Source organism: Lawsonibacter faecis (assembly GCF_014287675.1).
GTDB lineage: Bacteria > Bacillota > Clostridia > Oscillospirales > Oscillospiraceae > Pseudoflavonifractor > Pseudoflavonifractor faecis.
The window spans coordinates 55,152-74,384 of the sequence record NZ_JACOPQ010000014.1; the positions used below are offsets into that span (position 1 = coordinate 55,152).

A 19,233-nucleotide genomic window follows, 5' to 3' on the forward strand; every position below is an offset into this window, starting at 1 on the left:
TAGTCCTGCTAATAGCATAAAATAGATAAAATGCCCTTGGTGTAAAACAGAGCTTGAAAGCTCCAGTTTATTCGGACAGCACAAAAAAGCCCCCTGTAGGAAAACGCCAGGATTAAATGGAGAGGCGCCGCGAGAGCGGCGCCTCTCCGGTTATTAACTGCACGCGCTCATGGTTGTTGAAATAGATGAAGCGGGCAGGCAACCATGTCCTTGGCCTCCTCAAAGGAAGCAAGCTTGTGTCGGTAGATGCATCCCATTTTGAGAATAGTGAAGAAACTCCCTGCCATAGCATGGTCGTAATAGTTACCCCGAAAGGCACTAATGCCCCTCTCCCGGCAACAATAACATCCATCTTTTTACAGTTTATTTGCAAAAATAGACAATGATTTCCTTTAATCCCGCTCTTTCGTCAAATTTCTTCGACTTTTGCAGTCGACGGAAGTCGAATCAATTTTATCCAGAAATTGTCATTTCCCTCTTGCGTTCGCTGTCTGATTATGGTAAATTATAGGCAACCGGTAAATACGCGATGGCCATACGATGGATTTGAAGAAGCGATGACGCTTTAACAGGAAAGGACGAGTGTAGTGGATAAGACGATAAAGATTCTGGTTGCGGATGCGGGCGAGGAGTTCCGCAGGCTCTTGACGGACGCTCTGGCGGAGGAGTCGGACATGGAGCTGGTGGGCGCCACCGGCGACGGCAAGGAGGCTATCTCCCTGGTCCGCGAGCTGAATCCCGACGTGGTTGCGATGGATCTGATTCTCGCCCAGATGGACGGTCTTGAGGTTCTTACCGAGCTGACCGCCCTCTCTCCGCGGCCCCGGGTGCTGGTGCTCTCCAGCTTTGCCAATCTCAGCATGACCAGCCATGTGGCCGCGGGCGGCGCGGACTACTGCCTCATGAAGCCCTGTAAAATCAGCACCGTGCTGGAGCGCATCCGCCAGCTCGCCTCCCTGCGTCAGGCCGACCAGAGTGAGGGCGATTCTCACTCCGGCCTCCGGGAGCAGAGCCAGAGCCTGGAGAGCGCAGTCACCGGCATTATCCACGAAATCGGCGTTCCCGCCCATATCAAGGGCTACCAGTATCTCCGCGAGGCCATTATCATCGCCGTGGAGAACATGGAGGTCATCAACGCCGTCACAAAGGTCCTCTATCCGGAGGTTGCCAAGCGCTTCAACACCACCGCCTCCCGGGTGGAGCGGGCCATCCGCCACGCCATCGAGGTGGCCTGGGACCGGGGCGATCTGGACGTACTACAGAAGTACTTCGGCTACACCGTCTCCAACGTCAAGGGCAAGCCCACCAACAGCGAGTTCATCGCCATGATTGCCGACCGCCTCCAGCTCCAGCGGAAGGAAAAATAAATTCTTGAATCTTCCATATTATAACAGGTTGCCCCAATTGGGGCAACCTGTTATATTTTGTGCTTTCTAGCCGCTGATTTGGCCCCAGGCAAAAACTCAGTTTGACAATCCGTCTCTTCGGCGGTAGAATCAAAACCCGGGCCGGGCCTGAAGCGTATCGTCCCTCAAAGCGCCTCTCCCCACGCCAGCCCGCCCCAGATTTTTCTTTTCCCGTCAGGACATCGCCGTATTTTCCGCCGCCGACCCACGTTTTCGGCAAAGCCGGCACGCCTGACGTGAATATCCTGCGTCTTTGCGCATACCCCGCGCCGGAGACGCGCCGGGAGGCCGCCGTACGTGAACATCATCTATCAGATCGCCATTATCTTCTCAATCTGCTGGGTAGGGCAGATCATCGAGTCTCTGCTCCCCTTCCCGTTCCCCGCCAGCGTGGCCGCCATGGTGCTGCTCTTCACCCTGCTCTGCCTGCGGGCGGTACGGGTGGACCACATCCGTGAGAAGTCCGACTTTCTTTTGGGCAACATGGCCTTTTTCTTCATCCCCGCCGGGGTGAGCATCATCAATTATTTCGACGTGCTCCGCTCCGCCCTTCTTCCCCTGCTGGTCATCTGCCTTGTCACCACGGTGCTGACCTTCGCCGCCACAGCCTACAGCGTCCGGCTGACCCGCTATCTTATGGACAGGAGGAAAAAGCAGTGAGCGAACTATTCGCTTCCCCCTTCTTCGGTATCGCTCTGAGCGTGGCCGCCTTCTGGGTGGGCGTCAGAATACAGAAGAGGACCGGCCTGGTCCTCTGCAATCCTCTGCTCATCGCCATTGTTCTGGTCTCAGCCGTGCTCCTCCTCCTGCGCATCCCCTATGAGGACTATAATGCCGGAGGCGCTGTCATCAATATGTTCCTCGCCCCCGCCACGGCCTGTCTGGCCGTTTCCATCTACACCAAGCTCCCCCTGCTCAGGGAGAACTGGCTCCCCATCCTGGTGGGCTGCGCAGTGGGTTCCCTCACCTCCATGGGCAGCGTCTGGGGACTGTGCCGCCTCTTTCGGCTGGATGAGGCCATGACCGCCTCCCTCATGCCCAAGTCGGTCACCACTCCCATCGCAATCGGTATTGCGGGCAGCCATGGCGGCATCCAGGCCGTCACGGTGGTGGCCGTTATCCTCACGGGCATCCTGGGCAGCATCCTGGCCCCGGTCCTTATCAAGCTCTTCCGGGTAGAGGACCCGGTGGAGGCGGGCCTCGCCATCGGCGCCTGTTCCCACGCGGTGGGCACCTCCAAGGCCCTGGAGCTGGGCGAGACCGAGGGGGCCATGAGCGGACTTGCCATCGGCGTATGCGGCATCCTCACCGTTCTCCTCTCCCTTGCTTTGATGTAAATTGTGTTAAAAAGACGCGGCCCCATATCTCATGGGGCCGCGTCTTTTTCAAAACACTTACCGTCCAATTTCCATGGCCCTGGACAGCATGGCTGCGGCGGACCCCCGGTCCACGCCGTCACTTGGGAGGAAAAGCCCCTCCGGGGTCCCCTCAATGATGCCCAGCGCCTCCCCCTTGGCGACGTAGTAGTAGTCCTCCGCCACATCGGGAAACCGGGTGGCGGTCACGCTGCCGTCGTCGGCGTATCCCAGCGCGCGCACCAGCAGCTTGACCACCTCCAGGCGGGTCATGGGCTGCTCCTGGCCAAAGCCGTCCGGATAGTCGGCGGCATCCAGATACCCGGCGGCACAGAGCGCGCCGATGTACCCCTCAGCCCAGGTCTCCGCCACGTCGGGCAGCAGACTTCCCCCGGGGCTCTCGCTCAGGGTCACACCGTTGATGAGGGGCATGGCCCTGTAGACCAGCGCCGCCATTGCGCTGCGCTCCACACCCTCATAGGGCCGGTAGGTGCCGTCGGGATAGCCGGTCACGATGCCCATGTCCCCCAGCTTCCCGTAGTACGCCGCTGCCCAGTGGTTCCGGTCCGCCTCGCTCAGGCGGGAGAGAAAGGAGCCGGAGACCTCCGGCTCCTCCCCGCCCCCGGGCGTCTGCGCGTACCAGTCGATGTAGAGGTCCCGCATATGGCTGTTCACCGCCAGGAATTTGTAGCGGAAGTGGGCCTCGCCCGCCACGCCCAGCTCCAGGTTCAGCTTGAGCTGGGCCTTGATGGCGTCCAGCCCGTACCAGGGGTCCTCGGGGTCGTCCTTGTCGGCCTGATAGTCCGCCATGCCGATATAGAGCTTCACGCCCGTCCCCTCCACGGTGTCGGTCCACCATCGGGCGATGGTCTCGTAGTCCAGCTTGGCGTGGCCGATGGGCCAGTAAATCTGGGGACAGATGTAGTCCACCCAGCCCTCCTGAACCCATTTGCGGCTGTCGGCGTAGGCTGCGTAGTAGCTCTCATAGTTGCCCGTGGTGGCCGACCCGGCGCTCTGGTGGGTGCTGTCCGCCCACACGCCGGAGGGGGACACGCCGAAGGAGAGCTCGGGGTCGACGGCGTGGATGCGCTCGTCCAGCTCCTCTATGAGGCGGTTGACGTTATCCCTGCGCCAGTCCCCCAGGTTGGAGAAGCCCCCGCCGTACTGCCCGTAGGCGGCCTCGTCCGCAAAATCCTTGCCGGGGTAGAAGTAGTCGTCCAGATGGATGCCGTCGATGTCGTAATTGCGGGCCAGCTCCTCCGCGCCCTGGACCACCAGCTCCCGCACCTCGGGGATGCCGGGATTCAGGTAAAAGTTACCCTCGTGCTCCACCACCCACTCGGGGTGCTGCTTTGCCGGGTTGGAGGACGCCAGGGCGTCGAACTCGGTCTGCCCGCTCTTGGTCACCCGGAAGGGGTTCACCCACGCGTGGAGCTCCAGCCCCAGGGCGTGTGCCTTCTCCACCCAGTATTCCAGGGGATCGAAGCCGCCCGCCGGCGCGGTGTTCTGGTCCCCGGTGAGGTAGCTGCTCCACGGGAACAGCTCCGAGGGGTACAGCGCGTCGCAGGAGGGCCGCACCTGGAGAATGACGGCGTTCATCCCCATCTCCGCGCTGTTTTCCAGAATATCGTCGGCCTGGGCCTTCAGCGCCGCCACGTCGGCGGTGGCCTTATCGGGGTAGTCCAGATTGTAGACCGTGGCGACCCATACCGCCCGGAAGCCGTCCCTGGCGGCGCTGGGGGCGTTCACCTTCTGGGGCGCGGCCTGGGCCGATTCCTCGGGGGGCGTATCCCCGCCCTTGGGCGCGGGCGCGCAGCCCGCCAGTGCGGTGGTAAAGAGCAGCCCCGCCAGTGCCAGGGCCGCGAGACGTCGATGTAAGCGCATGAAATTCTCCCCGTTCTTTTCAGTCTGACTTTTTAAAGCAATCTCTTTGTCGATTATGGGGAGATTATAACATATGGCGGCTCAAAGTGGTAGACATAATTTTGGCAAAATAAAATGGACCGCTCCAAGAGCGGTCCGCTGGGTTTCATGTCAGAGCTCCAGCCCCTCGCAGCCCTCCAGGTTGGTCAGCAGCCGGCGAAGGTCCTCCCCCAGGTCCTCCAGCTCCCTGTCGCTGAACCCCCGGCAGAGGGTGTCCTCCACGGCCTTGAAACCGCTTCGGACAGCCTCGGCCTTGTCCCTGCCCGCCTCCGTGAGACGGACCAGATAGGCCCTGCGGCTGTCCGGGTGGCTCTCCCGGGCGATAAGCCCCGCCTCCTCCAGCCGGTCCAGGGCACGGGAGAGGGTGGCGGCGTCCAGGCCGCACGCCTGCGCCAGCGCCCTCTGGGTGAGGCCGTCCCCCTCCAGCAGGCGGGTGAGGATACGGGGCTGGCCCTGGCCCAGGGGCAGCCCCAGGGCGGTAAAATAGGGCTGCATCAGCCGCCGCCGGGCACGGTCCAGCTGAAACAGCAGGCTTCTGATTTCGCTCTTATCCATGTGCTCGCCTCTCTTTGCATGCGATCGCTTTCGCCGCTCAACGCAGACGCCCGCCACATGCGGTACCTTACTCCAGCTCAAACTGCCCCGTATAGAGCTGATAATACCGTCCCCTCTGCTCCAGCAGCGCCTCGTGATCCCCCCGCTCGATGACCCGGCCCTGCTCAAGCACCAGAATGGCCTTGGCATTGCGGACCGTGGAGAGCCTGTGGGCGATGACGAAGACGGTCCGCCCGTCCATCAGGCCGTCCATACCCTTTTCGATGAGCTTCTCCGTCCGGGTATCCACGCTGCTGGTGGCCTCGTCCAGCACCAGCACCGGCGGCCGCGCCACGGCGGCCCGCGCGATGGCCAGCAGCTGCCTCTGTCCCTGGGACAGATTGGAGCCGTCGGAGTAGAGCATGGTATCGTACCCGTCGGGCAGGCGGCGGATGAAGGAGTCGGCGTTGGCCAGCCCGGCAGCAGCCCGGATGTCCTCGTCGGTGGCGTTCAGCCGCCCGTAGCGGATATTGTCCGCGATGGTCCCGGTGAAGAGGTGGGTGTCCTGGATGACCATGGACATGCTCCGACGCAGCGCGTCCTTCTTAATATCCTTCACATCGATGCCGTCATAGGTGATGGTGCCGTCGGTCAGCTCGTAGAAGCGGTTGATGAGGTTGATGATGGTGGTCTTCCCCGCGCCGGTGGAGCCCACGAAGGCGATCTTCTGTCCGGGCTTGGCGAAGAGATCGATACCGTGGAGAATGGTCTTCTCCGGGCTATACCCGAAAACCACGTTTTGGAAGCGCACATCCCCCTTCAGGGGAACCAGTGACGTGCTCCCGTCCGGCTGCGGTACCTTCCAGGCGAACTTCCCGGTGTACTCCCCGCACTCCCGCAGGCCGTCCGCGCTCTCCTCCACCCTGCATAGGGTGATGCTCCCCTCGTCCGTCTCCGGCTCCTCGTCCATCATGTCGAAGATGCGCTCCGCGCCGGAGAGGGCCGCCAGCAGAAAGTTCACCTGGTTGGTGAACTGGTTCATCGGCATGGCGCTCTGGCGGACGTAGACCAGATAGGCGGACAGCCCGCCCAAATCCATCAGGCCCGAGAGGACGAACAGCCCGCCCACGCAGGCGGAGACCGCGTAGTTGAAGTAAGAGAGGCTCACGATGGTGGGCACCGTCATGCCCGAGTAGGTCATGGCCTTGGTGGCCGCCCTGCGGAGGTTCTCGTTGCGCGCGCAGAACTCGTCATAGTCCTGGGGCTCGTGGTTAAAGACCTTTTCCACCTTCGCCCCGGTGACCATCTCCTCGATGAAGCCGTTCAGGTTCCCCAGCCGGGCCTGCTGCTCGTTGTAGTACTTCCGGCTGCGCCTGCCGTTCCACTGGATGAAGAGGGCCATGGCCGCCAGGAAGAAGATGACGATGAGGGACAGCCGGATATTGAGCACCAGCAGCATGGCAATGGTGCCCACGATCATGATGCCGCTTTGAATAATCATGGCGAAGGAGTTGTTGAGCGCGTCGTTGAGGGTGTCCACGTCGTTGGTGAAGCGGCTCATCAGCTCGCCATGAGTGTGGGCGTCGAAGTATTTGAGGGGCAGGGTCTGCACATGGGCGAAGAGGTCGGCGCGGATCTCAGCCACCACCTTCTGGGCGGTGTGCGCCATGAGCTGGTTATAGCCCCAGGTGGCCAGCACCCCCGCCAGGTACATGCCGCCCATGCCCAGCAGCATCACCAGCAGCCCGCCCACGTCGCCGGGCAGGATGTAATTGTTGATGGCGGGCTTCAGGAGGTAGGTGCCCATGATGTTGGCCCCGCTGCCGATAAAGACCAGCACCGCCACGATGCCCAGGGCCAGCTTGTGCCGCCCCAGGTAGCCCATGAGCTGCCGGAGGGTCTTTTTCGTATTCTTGGGCCGCTTGTAGGTCATTGCTTTCGGCATAAGAGTGCCTCCTAGCTTGGCAGAATTTCCGCCGCGGGCGGAAAGAAAATCAAGTCAATTTCCAGTATGGATTGAATACCCACGGAATTACTCCAGCGCCCCCTTCTGCTGGGACTCGTAGAGGCCGCGGTAAAAATCGTTGGTCTTCAGAAGCTCGTCGTGAGTCCCCACCGCGTCGATCTTCCCGTCCTCCAGAATGATGATCTGGTCCGCGTCCTGGACGGAGGTCACCCGCTGGGCGATGATAATCTTCGTGGTGCCGGGCAGGCCCCGGGCCAGCCCCTGACGGATTTTGCCCTCGGTGGCAGTATCCACGGCGGAGGTGGAGTCGTCCAGAATCAGCACCTTGGGCGCCTTCAGGACGGCCCGGGCGATGCACAGCCGCTGCTTCTGCCCGCCGGAGACGTTCACGCCCCCCTGGCCAAGCTCGGTGTCATACCCGTTCTGGAGTCTGTCAATGAACTCGTCCACGCAGGCGATGGCGCAGGCGGCCTCAATCTCCTCGTCGGTGGCGTCCTCCTTGCCCCAGCGCAGGTTCTCCTTCACCGTGCCGGAAAAGAGGGTGTTCTTCTGCAGGACCATGGCGATGGCGTCCCGCAGATGGCGCAGGGGGTACTCCTTCACGTTCCGCCCGTCCACATACACCGCGCCCCCGGTCACGTCGTAGAGCCTGGGGATGAGCTGCACCAGGGTGGACTTGGCCGCGCCGGTCTGGCCCAGGATGCCCACCGTCTGCCCGGCTCTGATGTGGAAGGATACATCGCTGAGCACATCCTCTTTTCCGTCCGCCTTGTACTTGAAGGACACATGGTCGAATACGATGTCCCCGGCAGCCACCTCGGCGCCGGGGTCGGTGACCCCCTCCTCCTCGGTGACGTCGATCTTTTCATCCAGCACCTCCACAATGCGCTTGCAGGAGGCCAGGGAGCGGGTGAGCATCAAAAACACGGCGGAGATCATCATCAGGGAGTTGAGCACCTGGAGCACGTAGCTTAAAAAGCCGGTGAGCGCCCCCACCTCCATGCCGCCCACCATGGTCAGCTTCCCGCCGAACCAGAGGATGGCGACGATGGTGGCGTACATCACAAGCTGCATGGCCGGCATATTGAGGGCGGCCAGCCGGAAGGCCTTCTCCGCGGTGGACTGGAGATTGGTGTTCACCTCTTTGAATTTCTCGTTTTCATAGTCCCCCCGGACGTAGGCCTTCACCACCCGGATGGCGGTCAGATTCTCCTGGATGATGCGGTTGACCATGTCGATGGCGGCCTGCATCTTCCCGTACATAGGCCGCACCCGGCTCACAATCTGCCACAGGAGGAAGCCCAGCAGCGGCGCGGCCACCACGAATACGATGGCCAGCTTGGCGTTGATGGTGAAGGAGATGACCAGCGCCGTGATCATCATCACCGGCGAGCGGACGGCGGGCCGCAGGCCGGTGGCCACCGCGTTCTGGACGGCGGTCACGTCGCTGGTGAGACGGGTCACCAGCGACGAGGTCTGAAAGCGGTCCGTGTTGGCGAACGAAAAGGCCTGGATCTTTTTGTACTCCTCCCGCCGCAGCTCCGCGCCCAGCCCCTGGCCGCATACGGCGGCAAACTTGGCGCTCCCCGCCCCCAAAAACAGGGCGATGACGGCACAAAGGCACATCAGCGCCCCCTGGGTGAAGATGTATCCCGTGTCCCCATTTTTTACGCCCACATCCACGATGTTGGCCATGAGTACGGGGATGATGAGCTCGAACATACACTCCACCGCCACGCACAGCCCCGCCAGGAATGCGTATTTGCGATAGGGCTTCATATAGGAAAAAACGCGTATCAGCATGGTCCGATGCCTCCCGGTCTTATTGCTTGCGCAATAATTGTCTTTGCAACCATTGTATGCGCACGATTACAGAAAGTCAACCGGAAAAGTGCTGAATTCCGCCCCGCGCCGTGGTATCATATTAGGTGCTTTTAAAGCCGTTCGCGCCCCTCATCCCTCCATGAAAGGTCCTGATTCCATGCCAAACCTCTTCGACTACCTGTCCTGGAGGGGGGATCTGCCCCTCTCCGCCGCCCCCTTCAACGATGTGGACAGCCTCATTCTCTGCGCATTGTGCTATGTCCGTCTGGACGGCCTGGTCCCCGCACCCGGCGAACCGGGGAACGTGACGGTGGCCCGGGCGGCGGAGCGCCTCTTCGCCGCCCGCACCGAACCCCTGCCGGACGCCGGCACCAGGGACTTCGATCAGCACAACCTCCTCCTGCTGGACGCCCTCTCCCGCACGCCCCGGTTCATGGACCTCCCCCTCTCGGGCTACGTGAGCCGCCACGATACCGCCGCCGAGGAGCAGTTCGCCGCCCTGGCCGTGGATTTGGGGGGCGGCGAGGGGTATCTGGCCTTCCGCGGGACGGACAGCAGCCTGGTGGGCTGGAAGGAGGATTTCAACATGGCCTTCCTGCCCTTCATCCCCTCCCAGCGCTCGGCGGCGGAGTACCTGGCCCAGGTGGGGAAGGACTTTAGGAGACTCCGCCTGGGGGGCCACTCCAAGGGGGGCAATCTGGCGGTATACGCCGCCACCCGCTGCGGCAGGGCCATGCAGCGCAGGCTTCTCGCCGTCTACAATAACGACGGCCCCGGCTTCCATACCGACGTGCTCTCCTGCCCCGAGTACCTGTCCGTCCGGAATCGGGTGCACACCTTTGTCCCCCAGTCCTCCGTTGTGGGCATGCTGCTGGACCACGAGGAGAGCTACACCGTGGTCCACTCCACCCAGACGGGCCTGCTCCAGCACGACCCCTACTCCTGGCAGGTGCTGGGCCCCGGCTTTGTCTGCCTGGACACCGTCACAGGCGGCAGCAAATTCTTCAGCCTCACCATGAAGCGGTGGGTGGCGGCCATGGAGCCCACCGTCCGGGAGACCTTTGTGGACGCCCTTTTCGACGTGCTGGGGGCCACCAGCGCCGGCACCCTGGAGGAGCTGTCTGAGCGCTGGTGGGAGAGCGCCGGGGCGGTCCTCGCCGCCCTCAAGGACCTGGACGACGAGACCCGCCGGGCACTCACGGAGACCTTCGGCCTCCTGGTGGACGCGGTCCGGCAGACCATGCCGGAGCTCCTGCCCAAATCTCCGCCCCTGCCCCGCCTGGGTAAGCGCCCGTAGGCCGCACTCGGACATTCCTGCAGGCCCCGCAGAATGGCCCCCTCCGCGCCGGCGGCGGCCATTGGGCGCTGCGGAAACGCAGCTGCGGGCGCAGCCCTCAATGCCCTCCATCCAGCCTCTCGCGCCAAACGAATATTGACGCCGAATCATCCGAGAGCAAAAACACGCGGACGGCATTGCCGTCCGCGTGTTTTTGCTTATTTTGAGAATTTCTCCAGCGCATGGCGGAACTCGCCCTCCAAAAGCCTGGCCACCCGGTCCACAATGGTCTCCGGGTCCTCCTTCATGTCGCTGGAGATCCAGTCCAGCATAATGCCCACAAAAGCATATTTGAAAAAATCCGCGATGAACGCCTTATCCCCGTCGGACACATTGAGACCCTTGTCGTTCTCCTCCAGCACGTCGGCGAGGAACTGCTGGACCATGCTGTAGAGGTAGCGGTCCAGGTGTTCCCGGCCATTGCTGCGGAAGATGTGAAGAATCATGCCCCGGTTTTCCTTCACATAGCGGAAGGTATTGAGAAAGCCCTCCCTCCAGGTTCCGGCGTGCTTGTTGTCGGCGATGACCGCCTCGGCCTCGGTGGTAAACACCCAGAGGAGCAGATCGTAAATGTCCTGGAAATGATAATAAAAGGTCTGGCGGTTGACCTCGCAGTCCTCCACAATATCCTTTACGGTAATATTGTCCAGGGGACGCTCCTTGAGCAGCTTTTTCAGGGAGGCTGCCAGTGCGCGTTTGGTGGTCTGAGCCATGAAATCACCTCCTGGGAATGGCATGCTGCAGTCTGATTGATACATATTGTACCACAAACCTTTTTTCCAGGCAACCCATTGCGTTTTCAGGCGTTTTCCTGTATAATGGCGCCTGAATGAAGGGAGGGTCACGCTATGACCATCGACTACAAGACCAGGGGCACCTGCTCCACCCGGATGCGCATTGAAGTGGAGGACGGCGTCATTCAGTCCTTGGACGTCTCCAACGGCTGCGACGGCAATCTCCAGGGTCTCTCCCGTCTGGTGGCGGGGATGAGGGTGGAGGACGTCATTGCCCGGCTGGAGGGCATCAGCTGCGGCGGCAAACCCACCTCCTGCCCCGACCAGCTTGCCAAAGCCCTCAAGCAGTCCCTATACCCATAAATTAAGTTTTTGCAAAAAAGAGAAAAGGCGGCTCCAACGGCGGTTGTTTGCGCCGATGGGGCCGTTTTCTGCGAGGAGAATCCCATATGGAGCGTACTTTCCTGCAAAAATGCGCGGCTGTGATGAAACAAGAGGCCGTCTCCTGCATTGCGCTGGCCTGCGCGCTGATCTCCATGGTTTTTGTGCCCCCAAACGCGGACTATGTAAGCTATATCGACTTTCGCGTGCTGGCCCTCCTATTCTGTCTGATGGCGGTGGTGGCGGGGCTGCAGGACTGCGGCGTCTTCGCAGTCCTGGCCCAGAAGCTCCTCTCCGGGCGGCGGCGGATGCGGTTCATCTCCCTGGTGCTGGTGCTGCTGCCCTTCTTCACCTCCATGCTCATCACCAACGATGTGGCCCTGATCACCTTCGTGCCCTTCACGCTGCTGGTGCTGGGGCTGGTGGGGCGGATGGAGCGGGCGGTCTACCTCGTCGCCCTCCAGACCGTGGCCGCCAATCTGGGCAGCATGGCCACGCCGGTGGGCAATCCACAGAATCTCTACCTCTACTCGGCCTTTCAAATCCCCGCCTGGGACTTCTTCGCCGCCACGCTGCCCCTGACCCTGGTGAGCCTTATCGGGCTGGCGGCCGCCGCCGTCTGCGTCAGGCCCGAGGGCATTGAGGTCCGCTTCCCCGAGCGGCAGCGCCTGCGTAAGCCCCGGCAGCTGGGGATGATGGGGCTGCTCTTTGCCCTGTGCCTCCTCTCCGTCTTCCACGCCCTCCACTACGCGGTGCTGCTGGCCGTGGTCCTTTTCTGCCTGATTTTGTTCGCCCGCCGGCTCCTGGCGCGGGTGGACTACGGACTGCTCTTCACCTTCGTGTGTTTTTTCATCTTCGCGGGGAACATCGGGAACATCCCGGCGGTAAAGGCGCTGCTCTCCGACCTGATGGCGGCGAATGGATTCCTCACCGCCCTGGGCGCCAGCCAGCTCATCAGCAACGTGCCCGCGGCGGTGCTCCTCTCCGGCTTCACGGCGGACTGGAGGGGGCTCCTGCTGGGGACCGACGTGGGCGCTCTGGGCACGCTCATCGCCTCCCTGGCGAGCCTCATCTCCTTCCGGCTCTATCTGCGGTCCGAGGGGGCGAAGCCCCTGCGCTACCTGGGCGTGTTCACCCTGGTGAATATCGTGGGTCTCGCGGTTTTAATTGGCGTTTCTTTCCTCTTTATCCTTTAGGCCGGACGGGCAAACTATTGTGAAGTTTGGGGGCGGGCGTATGTTTGAAATTGAAGGGCTGAAATACAAGCACGTTCTGGACATTCCGCATCTGGTGCTGGACCACCCCATCACCTGCATCGTGGGCGCGTCGGGCAGCGGGAAGACCACCCTGCTGCGGCACCTGAACCGGCTGTACGCGCCGGATGCGGGACGTATCCGCTACGACGGCGAGGATCTGGCCGCCATGGACCCGGTGGAGCTGCGGCGGCGTGTGGTCATGCTGGGACAGACTCCGGTGCTCTACGACGGCACCGTGGGGGACAACCTCCAAATCGGCCTGAAATTTGCCCAGCGCCTCCCCGCTCCGGACCGGGAGCTGCGCGCCGCCCTGGAGCAGGTGGGCCTTGGCAAGTCGCCGGAGGACTGGTGCGACAAGCTCTCCGGCGGGGAGAAGCAGCGGCTCTGCCTGGCCCGGGTGCTCCTGATGGACCCGGAGACCTACCTGCTGGACGAGCCGTCGGCCGCCCTGGACAAGTCCACGGAGGACTTTGTCATCGGCCATCTGGCGGAGCACGCGCGGAAAAACGGGAAGCGTCTGGTCATCGTCACCCACTCAGAGCAGGTATCCGCCCGGTTTCCGGGGGATATGGTGCGGATCCAGGCCGGACAGACGGGAGGATACGAGGGATGAACAACAGCTCGGTCATGGACCTGCCCATCCTCAATCTCGCCATCGCCTATGTCTTCGTGCTCCTCCTCCTTCTGATTTTCAAGGCCAGGGGCATCCGGCGGGAAAGGCAGATTCTCATTGCCGCCACACGCATGACCATCCAGCTCACCGTCATGGGGTATATCCTCATGTTTGTGTTTGAAAATCCGAGCTGGTGGCTCACGCTGCTCATGCTGGCGGTGATGCTCTCCTTCGCCATGTACAACGCCGTCAAGCGGGTGAAGGTGGAGATGTCGAAAGAGCTCAAGCGCCTGGTCTGCCTCTCCATGGCGGCGGGGTATACCGTCACGGCGGCGGTATTTCTCTTCGTCGTACTGCGGATCAACCCCTGGTTTGACCCCCAGTACTGCATCCCTATCTCAGGTATGATTGTGGGCAACTCCATGACGGGCATCGCCCTGGGCGCCAACAAGCTGTGCAGCGGGATGCGGGAGCGGCGCGAGCTGGTGGAAAACTCCCTCATGCTGGGGGCCACCCCGGCGGCGGCGGCCCGGGGCGTGGTCAACGATGCCTTCGACAGCGCCATCCTGCCCACCATGAACAATATGCTGACCATGGGCATCGTCTCCCTGCCGGGGATGATGACCGGGCAGATTCTCTCCGGCACCTTTCCCCTCACGGCCATCAAATACCAAATCGGCATCATGCTGGCGATTCTGGGCTGCACGGCGCTGACGGTGGTGATTTTCGTCACCCTGGGGTACAAGACCTTCTTTACAAAATACGCGGCGTTGAGAGATTTGGAGCACTGAAAGCTCCCCCGGTCCACGGGCTGAACCTGGGCCGGGGGAGCTTTTTCATGCGTTTGCGATGGGGAAGAGCACCCCGGTCTCCAGCTCCTCGGGGCTTGCGGCCTGCGCCTCGTCCTTCAGGTAGCGCTCCACCGCGCCGCCGCAGACCTTGTACTCCGGGTGTGCCGCCAGCCAGGCGCAGAGTGCGTCGTAGGCGTACCGCACCGTCTCGTAGGGGCCCACATGGGTCACAGCGGCGAATTTGCCCGCCGGGAATTCCTTTACATCCGGGTGGTCCCCGGAGACCGCCACCTGGGCCTCCACATCCATGGACTCGTAGTTGAACTCCTCCCCCAGGAAGAGCAGCTGTGCCGCCCCAGCCCGCCGGAGGCCCCGGGCCTCCATCTCACGGTAGAGCGCCTGGAACAGCTCGTGGGTCTGGCCGATGGAGATGGTCCTGCGCAGGCCCAGCACCCGCATGGCGGGCGCTTCCATCTCAATGACATGGTACTGGTCTTTTAACATGCCGGTTCCCTCCATACGGAGGATGTCCTCCTCCATCCGGCGCAGGCTTTTCCGCAGCTCCTCCAACTCCCGGTGGGCCTCCACCCGCCGCCGCTGAATCCGCCGCGAGAGCTCCTGCTGTCCCAGGGGCAGAAGCTGGGCCACCTGGGACAGGGAGAAGCCGTAGCTCTTCAGGGTCTCAATCTGGATCAGGGTGGAGAGCTGTGCCTCGTCATAGTAGCGGTAGGCGGTGTCCGGGTCCACATGGGCGGGGCGCAGGAGGCCGATGGCGTCGTAATGGCGCAGCATCCGGGCGGAGACATGGCTGAGCTTGGAAAAGGCGCCGATGGTGTACATGGGCATCCTCCTCAAATTGAATTGGGGACCGGTCCCTGAAGATATCCTACACCCTGACACATTGAGAAGGTCAAGAGGTTTTTTCATTTTCTTCATTTGACAGCGGGGACGGCGGGCGCTGACTGAAACCTCCGCATGGAAAAGCGGCGGCAAGCATTGCTTGCCGCCGCTTTTCCATGCGCCGTTAAGAGACGACTTCGCCCCGGAAGATGACGTGCCTGATGTTCAGATCCCGGTCCAGCAGGACCACATTGGCCCGCTTGCCGCTGTCCAGGCTGCCGCAGCGGCTGTAGATACCGATGGCCCGGGCGGGGTTCACCGCCGCCGCGCGGACGGCGTCTGCCAGGGGGACGCCGAAGGACACGGCGGTCTTCAGGCAGCCCATCAGGTCGGTGACCGACCCGGCCAAAGTGCCGTCGGCCAGGGTGGCGTGCTTGCCCCGCTTGGTGACGGCCTGTCCGCCCAGGGTATACTCCCCGTCCTCCATCCCGGCGGCCCGCATGGTGTCGCTGATGAGGATGACCCGGTCGGCGCCGAAGAGCTTGAAGGTGGCGCGGACCACGGCGGGGTGGATATGCACGCCGTCGCAGATCAGCTCCACCCGGCAGTCCGGGGTGTCGAACGCGGCCCCCACCACGCCGGGGGCGCGGTGGGTAAAGGGCTTCATGGCGTTATAGAGGTGGGTCACCTGGCCCGCGCCGGCGGCGAAGGCCGCCATGGCGGTGTCGTAATCGGCCTCGGTATGGGCGACGGAGACGGTGACCTCATCGGCCGCGGCCTGGATGAACTCCAACGCGCCGGGCAGCTCCGGGGCGACGGAGACCAGCTTCACCAGCCCGCCGGAGATCTCCTCCAGCCGCCGCAGCAACGCCACGTCGGGTGCCTGGAGCCAGTCGCCGTTCTGAGCGCCCTTTTTGCCCATGGAGAGGAAGGGCCCCTCCAGGTTGATGCCGCTCAGGTCGGCCCCGCCCCGTTTCGCCGCCCTGTGGGCGGCGGCCACGGCGCAGATTTTCTCAAGCTGCTCGGGCAGCAGGGTCATGCCCGCAGGGCAGATCTGGGTGACGCCCCGGGAGAGCTCGTACTCCGCGATGGCGGCCAGGCCGTCGGCGTCCCCGTCGGAGAAGTCGAAGCCCTTGGCCCCGTGGAAGTGGACGTCGGTGAGGCCGGGGATTGCAAAGCAGCCCGCAGCGTCGAGGACCTCGCCGCCGCAGTCATGGTCGGTCAGGATCGCGCCGTCCAGATAGAGGTCGCGCTCCACAAAAGCGCCTCTGGCCTCAAAGACCTGCGCGCCGGTGATTTTCATATGGGATTCCTCCTTCGCATCGTGCGAAACGATATGGGACGCGGACACGGCCTGCCGTGTCCTGCAATGAATCAATTCGGTTACAGCTTGGCGGCCGCGGCCTTGTCGACGACTACGGTCACGTCGGGATGGAGCTGGAGAATGGAGGCGGGCATGCCGGGGCGCACGGGACCCTTCACCATGCCGTACACGGCGTCGGCCTTGTCCGCGCCGCTGGCCACCACCAGGACCCGCTTGGCGTTCATAATCACGCCGATGCCCATGGTCAGGGCCTGGCGGGGCACCTCGTCGGCGGAGGCAAAGAAGCGGGCGTTGGCCTTGATGGTGCTCTCGGTCAGGTCCACCACATGGGTGGGGACGATAAAGCTCTCGTCCGGCTCATTGAAGCCGATGTGTCCGTTGTGGCCGATGCCCAAAAGCTGAATGTCGGCATAGCCCAGGGCCTTCACCTTCTCGTCATAAGCCGCGCACTCGGCCTCTGCGTCGGCGGCCAGGCCGTCGGGCACGAAGGTGCGGTCCTTGCAGACGTCCACATGGTTGAAGAGGTTGTCGTTCATAAAATAACGGTAGCTCTGATCGTGGGTGGGGGGCAGGCCCTTGTACTCGTCCAGGTTGACGGTGGTCACCTCGTTAAAGGAGAGATCGCCCTGCCTGTGCCACTCCACCAGCTGCTTGTAGGCGCCGATGGGGGTGGAGCCGGTGGCCAGCCCCAGAACGCTGTCCGGCTTGGAGACCACCTGGGCGGCAATGATGGCCGCCGCCTTACGGCTCATGGAGGCGTAGTCTTCGGTCACATAGATTCTCATAAAAAATAACTCCCTTGCTGTTTAATAGTATGGTGAACGGCGGGGGCGGACCCCCGCCCTACACGGTAAGGGATGGGCGGAGCGGCAGGCCTGGAGCCGCGGGGCGGGAGAAGCACCGGCAGACGCGGCCGGAGAATGCGCGGGAAGCACGGGCGGCCGCTGGCCGCCCGTGCTCCGGAATCAGCAGTATTTGGCGATGGCGGCGTCGATCATGGCGGACGCCTGGGCCGCAATGTCCTCGTCCCCCTCGCCCAGGCCGGGCAGGGGCTCGCGCACACCGCCCAGCTCCAGGCCCTTGCCCCTGAGCACAGCCTTCATCACGGCGTAGAGGTTGCCGTGGGCCTCGCACAGCTTGTAGATAATGCGGCAGATATCGTTCTGGATTGCACGGGCCTGCGCCACCTCGCCCGCTTCCATCAGCTCGTAGGCCTTGAGGAAGAGCTCCGGCATGACGGCATAGGTCCCGCCGATACCGCCCGTGGCCCCCATGGCGAGGCCGGAGATGAACTGCTCGTCCGGCCCGTTCATCACCACGAAGTCCTCCCCGCCCTCATCCTTCCACATCTGGATGTCCTGGGTGGGCATGGAGGAGTTCTTCACCCCGATGACGCGGGGGTTTTTCCGCATCTCCCGCAGCAGCGGGATGGTGAGGGCCACGCCGGCCAGCTGGGGGATGTTGTAGATAATGAAGTCGGTATTGGGGGCGGCGGCGGAGATATCGTTCCAGTACGCTGCGATGCCGTAGGGCGGCAGATGGAAGTAGATGGGCGGAATGGAGGCGATGGCGTCCACCCCCAGGCTCTCGGCGTGGGCCGCCAGCTCCCGGCTGTCGCGGGTGCTGTTGCAGGCCACATGGGCGATGATGGTGAGACAGCCCTTGGCCTCGGCCATTACATTCTCCAGGACCAGCTTCCGCTCGGCAACGCTGTGGTAAATGCACTCGCCGGAGGAGCCGCCCACATAGAGACCCTTCACACCCTTGTTGATGAGGTGCCTGGTGAACATACGGACACCCTCGGGGCTGATTTCACCCTTTTCGTCATAGCAGGCATAGAAGGCGGGAATAACGCCCTGATATTTCTTGATATCGGTCATAGTCATTAAACTCCTTTCGGAGCTCCCCTGCCGCTCCCCTCACGGGGGAGGCGTCCGCATTGCGGACTGTGGGGCCTCCGCTTCATGAATTACGCCCGCCGGAACTATTTGAATGTCCGTGACATCATTTTAGCTCCGACGGGCGTGATTGGCAAGGTCTATTCTTGCGGAATATTATCCTTTTACTGCGCCCATTGTGATTCCCTGGGTAAAATATTTCTGGAAACAGAGGAAAACCACGATAATGGGCACCGATGCCAGGGCCGCGCCGGCCATGAGAATCCCCATATCAATCGAGGTCTCGGACTGGAGGGTGGAGATGCCCAGGGCGATGGTGTAGAAATTATTGCTGTCCAGCATAATGAGCTGCATGAAGTAGTCGTTCCAGGCGCTGATGAAGGTGAAGATGGCCAGCGCGCCCACGCCCGGCTTCACCATGGGAAACACGATGGTGATGAAGGTGCGCAGCTCACTGGAGCCGTCCACCCGGGCGGCCTCCAGAATCTCGCCGGGGATGCTCTCGGAAAACTGCTTCATCAGGAACACGCCGAAGGGCCAGCCCACGGTGGGGAAGATGACGGCCCACAGCGTGCCGTACAGGTTCAGGGCGGACATCTCACGCAGCAGGGGGATGAGGATGACCTGCTTGGGGAGGGCCATGGCGCACACGATGAGGCCGAAGACGATGGCACGGCCGCGGAACCGCTTCTTGGCCAGGGCGTAGCCCGCCATGGCGGCGGTGAGGCAGGTGAGGACCATGGCCGCCACAGCCATGAACACGGTGTTGACCAGCCAGCGGAAGACGGCGGGCACGGTGGGGCCCACCAGCCCGAAGATCTCAAAGAGGGGGGCCGTGCGCCTGTCGAACAGCTTCTGGAAGTTGGTGACCACCCACTCGGTGGGCAGCCAGACCGGCTTTTGGGCGTAGATGTCGGCCGACGGCTTGAACGCGCCGGTGACAATCCAGTAGAGGGGGAAGAGGAACAGGATTGCCAGGATGGCCAACATGACGATGGAGACGATCTTATAGACTCTGCCCCGTACATTTTCGCTCTTCATCTCTCCACCCC

The 19,233-nt window shown here is 62.5% G+C and carries 18 protein-coding genes; 8 read left to right on the forward strand and 10 right to left on the reverse strand.

Going from position 1 to position 19,233, the window contains the following annotated elements:
- Window positions 1–587 precede the first annotated feature (587 nt).
- The 3 genes from spo0A to H8S62_RS15080 all read left to right on the forward strand — a co-directional run bounded on the left by spo0A (window position 588) and on the right by H8S62_RS15080 (window position 2,743).
- Window positions 588–1,367 (forward strand): sporulation transcription factor Spo0A, encoded by a 780-nt coding sequence (gene spo0A, locus H8S62_RS15070; RefSeq protein WP_173023920.1) that lies wholly within the window; start codon window positions 588–590, stop codon window positions 1,365–1,367.
- A gap of 336 nt (window positions 1,368–1,703) precedes the next feature.
- Window positions 1,704–2,066 (forward strand): CidA/LrgA family protein, encoded by a 363-nt coding sequence (locus tag H8S62_RS15075; protein WP_173023919.1) that lies wholly within the window; start codon window positions 1,704–1,706, stop codon window positions 2,064–2,066.
- The gene (locus tag H8S62_RS15080) at window positions 2,063–2,743 is read left to right on the forward strand and encodes an LrgB family protein (RefSeq protein WP_173023918.1); all 681 of its coding nucleotides are present in this window, start codon (window positions 2,063–2,065) and stop codon (window positions 2,741–2,743) included. Before H8S62_RS15075 ends, H8S62_RS15080 begins: the two co-directional genes overlap by 4 nt.
- A gap of 57 nt (window positions 2,744–2,800) precedes the next feature.
- On the opposite strand, the gene H8S62_RS15085 is transcribed toward H8S62_RS15080, so the two are convergent.
- The 4 genes from H8S62_RS15085 to H8S62_RS15100 form a co-directional block, all read right to left on the reverse strand.
- Window positions 2,801–4,645, reverse strand: coding sequence for a family 10 glycosylhydrolase (locus H8S62_RS15085; protein WP_186920127.1), 1,845 nt, complete (start codon window positions 4,643–4,645; stop codon window positions 2,801–2,803).
- Window positions 4,646–4,795: 150 nt separating this feature from the next.
- Window positions 4,796–5,239 carry a MarR family winged helix-turn-helix transcriptional regulator gene (locus H8S62_RS18410; RefSeq protein ID WP_173023570.1) on the reverse strand — a complete coding sequence of 148 codons (444 nt, stop codon included), beginning with the start codon at window positions 5,237–5,239 and terminating at the stop codon, window positions 4,796–4,798.
- 67 nt (window positions 5,240–5,306) lie between these two features.
- A complete protein-coding gene (locus tag H8S62_RS15095) occupies window positions 5,307–7,163 on the reverse strand; it encodes an ABC transporter ATP-binding protein (RefSeq protein WP_186920128.1) in 1,857 nt (618 codons plus the stop codon).
- 87 nt (window positions 7,164–7,250) lie between these two features.
- On the reverse strand, window positions 7,251–8,987 hold the full coding sequence (locus H8S62_RS15100) for an ABC transporter ATP-binding protein (protein WP_186920130.1): 1,737 nt from the start codon (window positions 8,985–8,987) through the stop codon (window positions 7,251–7,253).
- A 178-nt stretch (window positions 8,988–9,165) separates the two neighbouring features.
- Between H8S62_RS15100 and H8S62_RS15105 the strand changes: the two genes are divergently transcribed.
- Window positions 9,166–10,305 (forward strand): Mbeg1-like protein, encoded by a 1,140-nt coding sequence (locus tag H8S62_RS15105; RefSeq protein WP_186920132.1) that lies wholly within the window; start codon window positions 9,166–9,168, stop codon window positions 10,303–10,305.
- A 197-nt stretch (window positions 10,306–10,502) separates the two neighbouring features.
- On the opposite strand, the gene H8S62_RS15110 is transcribed toward H8S62_RS15105, so the two are convergent.
- Complete coding sequence (locus H8S62_RS15110; protein WP_155146155.1) at window positions 10,503–11,057, reverse strand: TetR/AcrR family transcriptional regulator; 555 nt, start codon at window positions 11,055–11,057, stop codon at window positions 10,503–10,505.
- Between the two features lie 135 nt (window positions 11,058–11,192).
- On the opposite strand from H8S62_RS15110, the gene H8S62_RS15115 reads away from it, so the two are divergent.
- From H8S62_RS15115 to H8S62_RS15130, 4 genes are all read left to right on the forward strand, one after another.
- The gene (locus H8S62_RS15115; RefSeq protein WP_155146158.1) at window positions 11,193–11,441 is read left to right on the forward strand and encodes a TIGR03905 family TSCPD domain-containing protein; all 249 of its coding nucleotides are present in this window, start codon (window positions 11,193–11,195) and stop codon (window positions 11,439–11,441) included.
- 86 nt (window positions 11,442–11,527) lie between these two features.
- Entirely contained in the window at window positions 11,528–12,655 is a 1,128-nt protein-coding gene (locus tag H8S62_RS15120) for an SLC13 family permease (RefSeq protein ID WP_186920134.1), read from the forward strand.
- Window positions 12,656–12,695: 40 nt separating this feature from the next.
- Window positions 12,696–13,328 (forward strand): ABC transporter ATP-binding protein, encoded by a 633-nt coding sequence (locus tag H8S62_RS15125; protein ID WP_155146161.1) that lies wholly within the window; start codon window positions 12,696–12,698, stop codon window positions 13,326–13,328.
- Window positions 13,325–14,119, forward strand: a complete 795-nt coding sequence (locus H8S62_RS15130) for an ABC transporter permease (RefSeq protein WP_155146163.1) — start codon at window positions 13,325–13,327, stop codon at window positions 14,117–14,119. The genes H8S62_RS15125 and H8S62_RS15130 overlap by 4 nt, the downstream gene beginning before the upstream one ends.
- Before the next feature lie 45 nt (window positions 14,120–14,164).
- Here the strand turns inward: H8S62_RS15130 and H8S62_RS15135 are convergent, their stop codons facing one another.
- The 5 genes from H8S62_RS15135 to H8S62_RS15155 form a co-directional block, all read right to left on the reverse strand.
- Entirely contained in the window at window positions 14,165–14,959 is a 795-nt protein-coding gene (locus H8S62_RS15135) for a MerR family transcriptional regulator (protein ID WP_186920136.1), read from the reverse strand.
- Between the two features lie 184 nt (window positions 14,960–15,143).
- Window positions 15,144–16,262: an N-acetylglucosamine-6-phosphate deacetylase gene (nagA, locus tag H8S62_RS15140; RefSeq protein ID WP_155146167.1), complete on the reverse strand. Its 1,119-nt coding sequence runs from the start codon at window positions 16,260–16,262 to the stop codon at window positions 15,144–15,146.
- A gap of 80 nt (window positions 16,263–16,342) precedes the next feature.
- Window positions 16,343–17,068 (reverse strand): glucosamine-6-phosphate deaminase, encoded by a 726-nt coding sequence (gene nagB / locus H8S62_RS15145; protein WP_186920137.1) that lies wholly within the window; start codon window positions 17,066–17,068, stop codon window positions 16,343–16,345.
- A 180-nt stretch (window positions 17,069–17,248) separates the two neighbouring features.
- Window positions 17,249–18,163 (reverse strand): dihydrodipicolinate synthase family protein, encoded by a 915-nt coding sequence (locus H8S62_RS15150; protein WP_186920139.1) that lies wholly within the window; start codon window positions 18,161–18,163, stop codon window positions 17,249–17,251.
- Between the two features lie 174 nt (window positions 18,164–18,337).
- Entirely contained in the window at window positions 18,338–19,222 is an 885-nt protein-coding gene (locus H8S62_RS15155; protein WP_186920141.1) for a carbohydrate ABC transporter permease, read from the reverse strand.
- Window positions 19,223–19,233 lie beyond the last annotated feature (11 nt).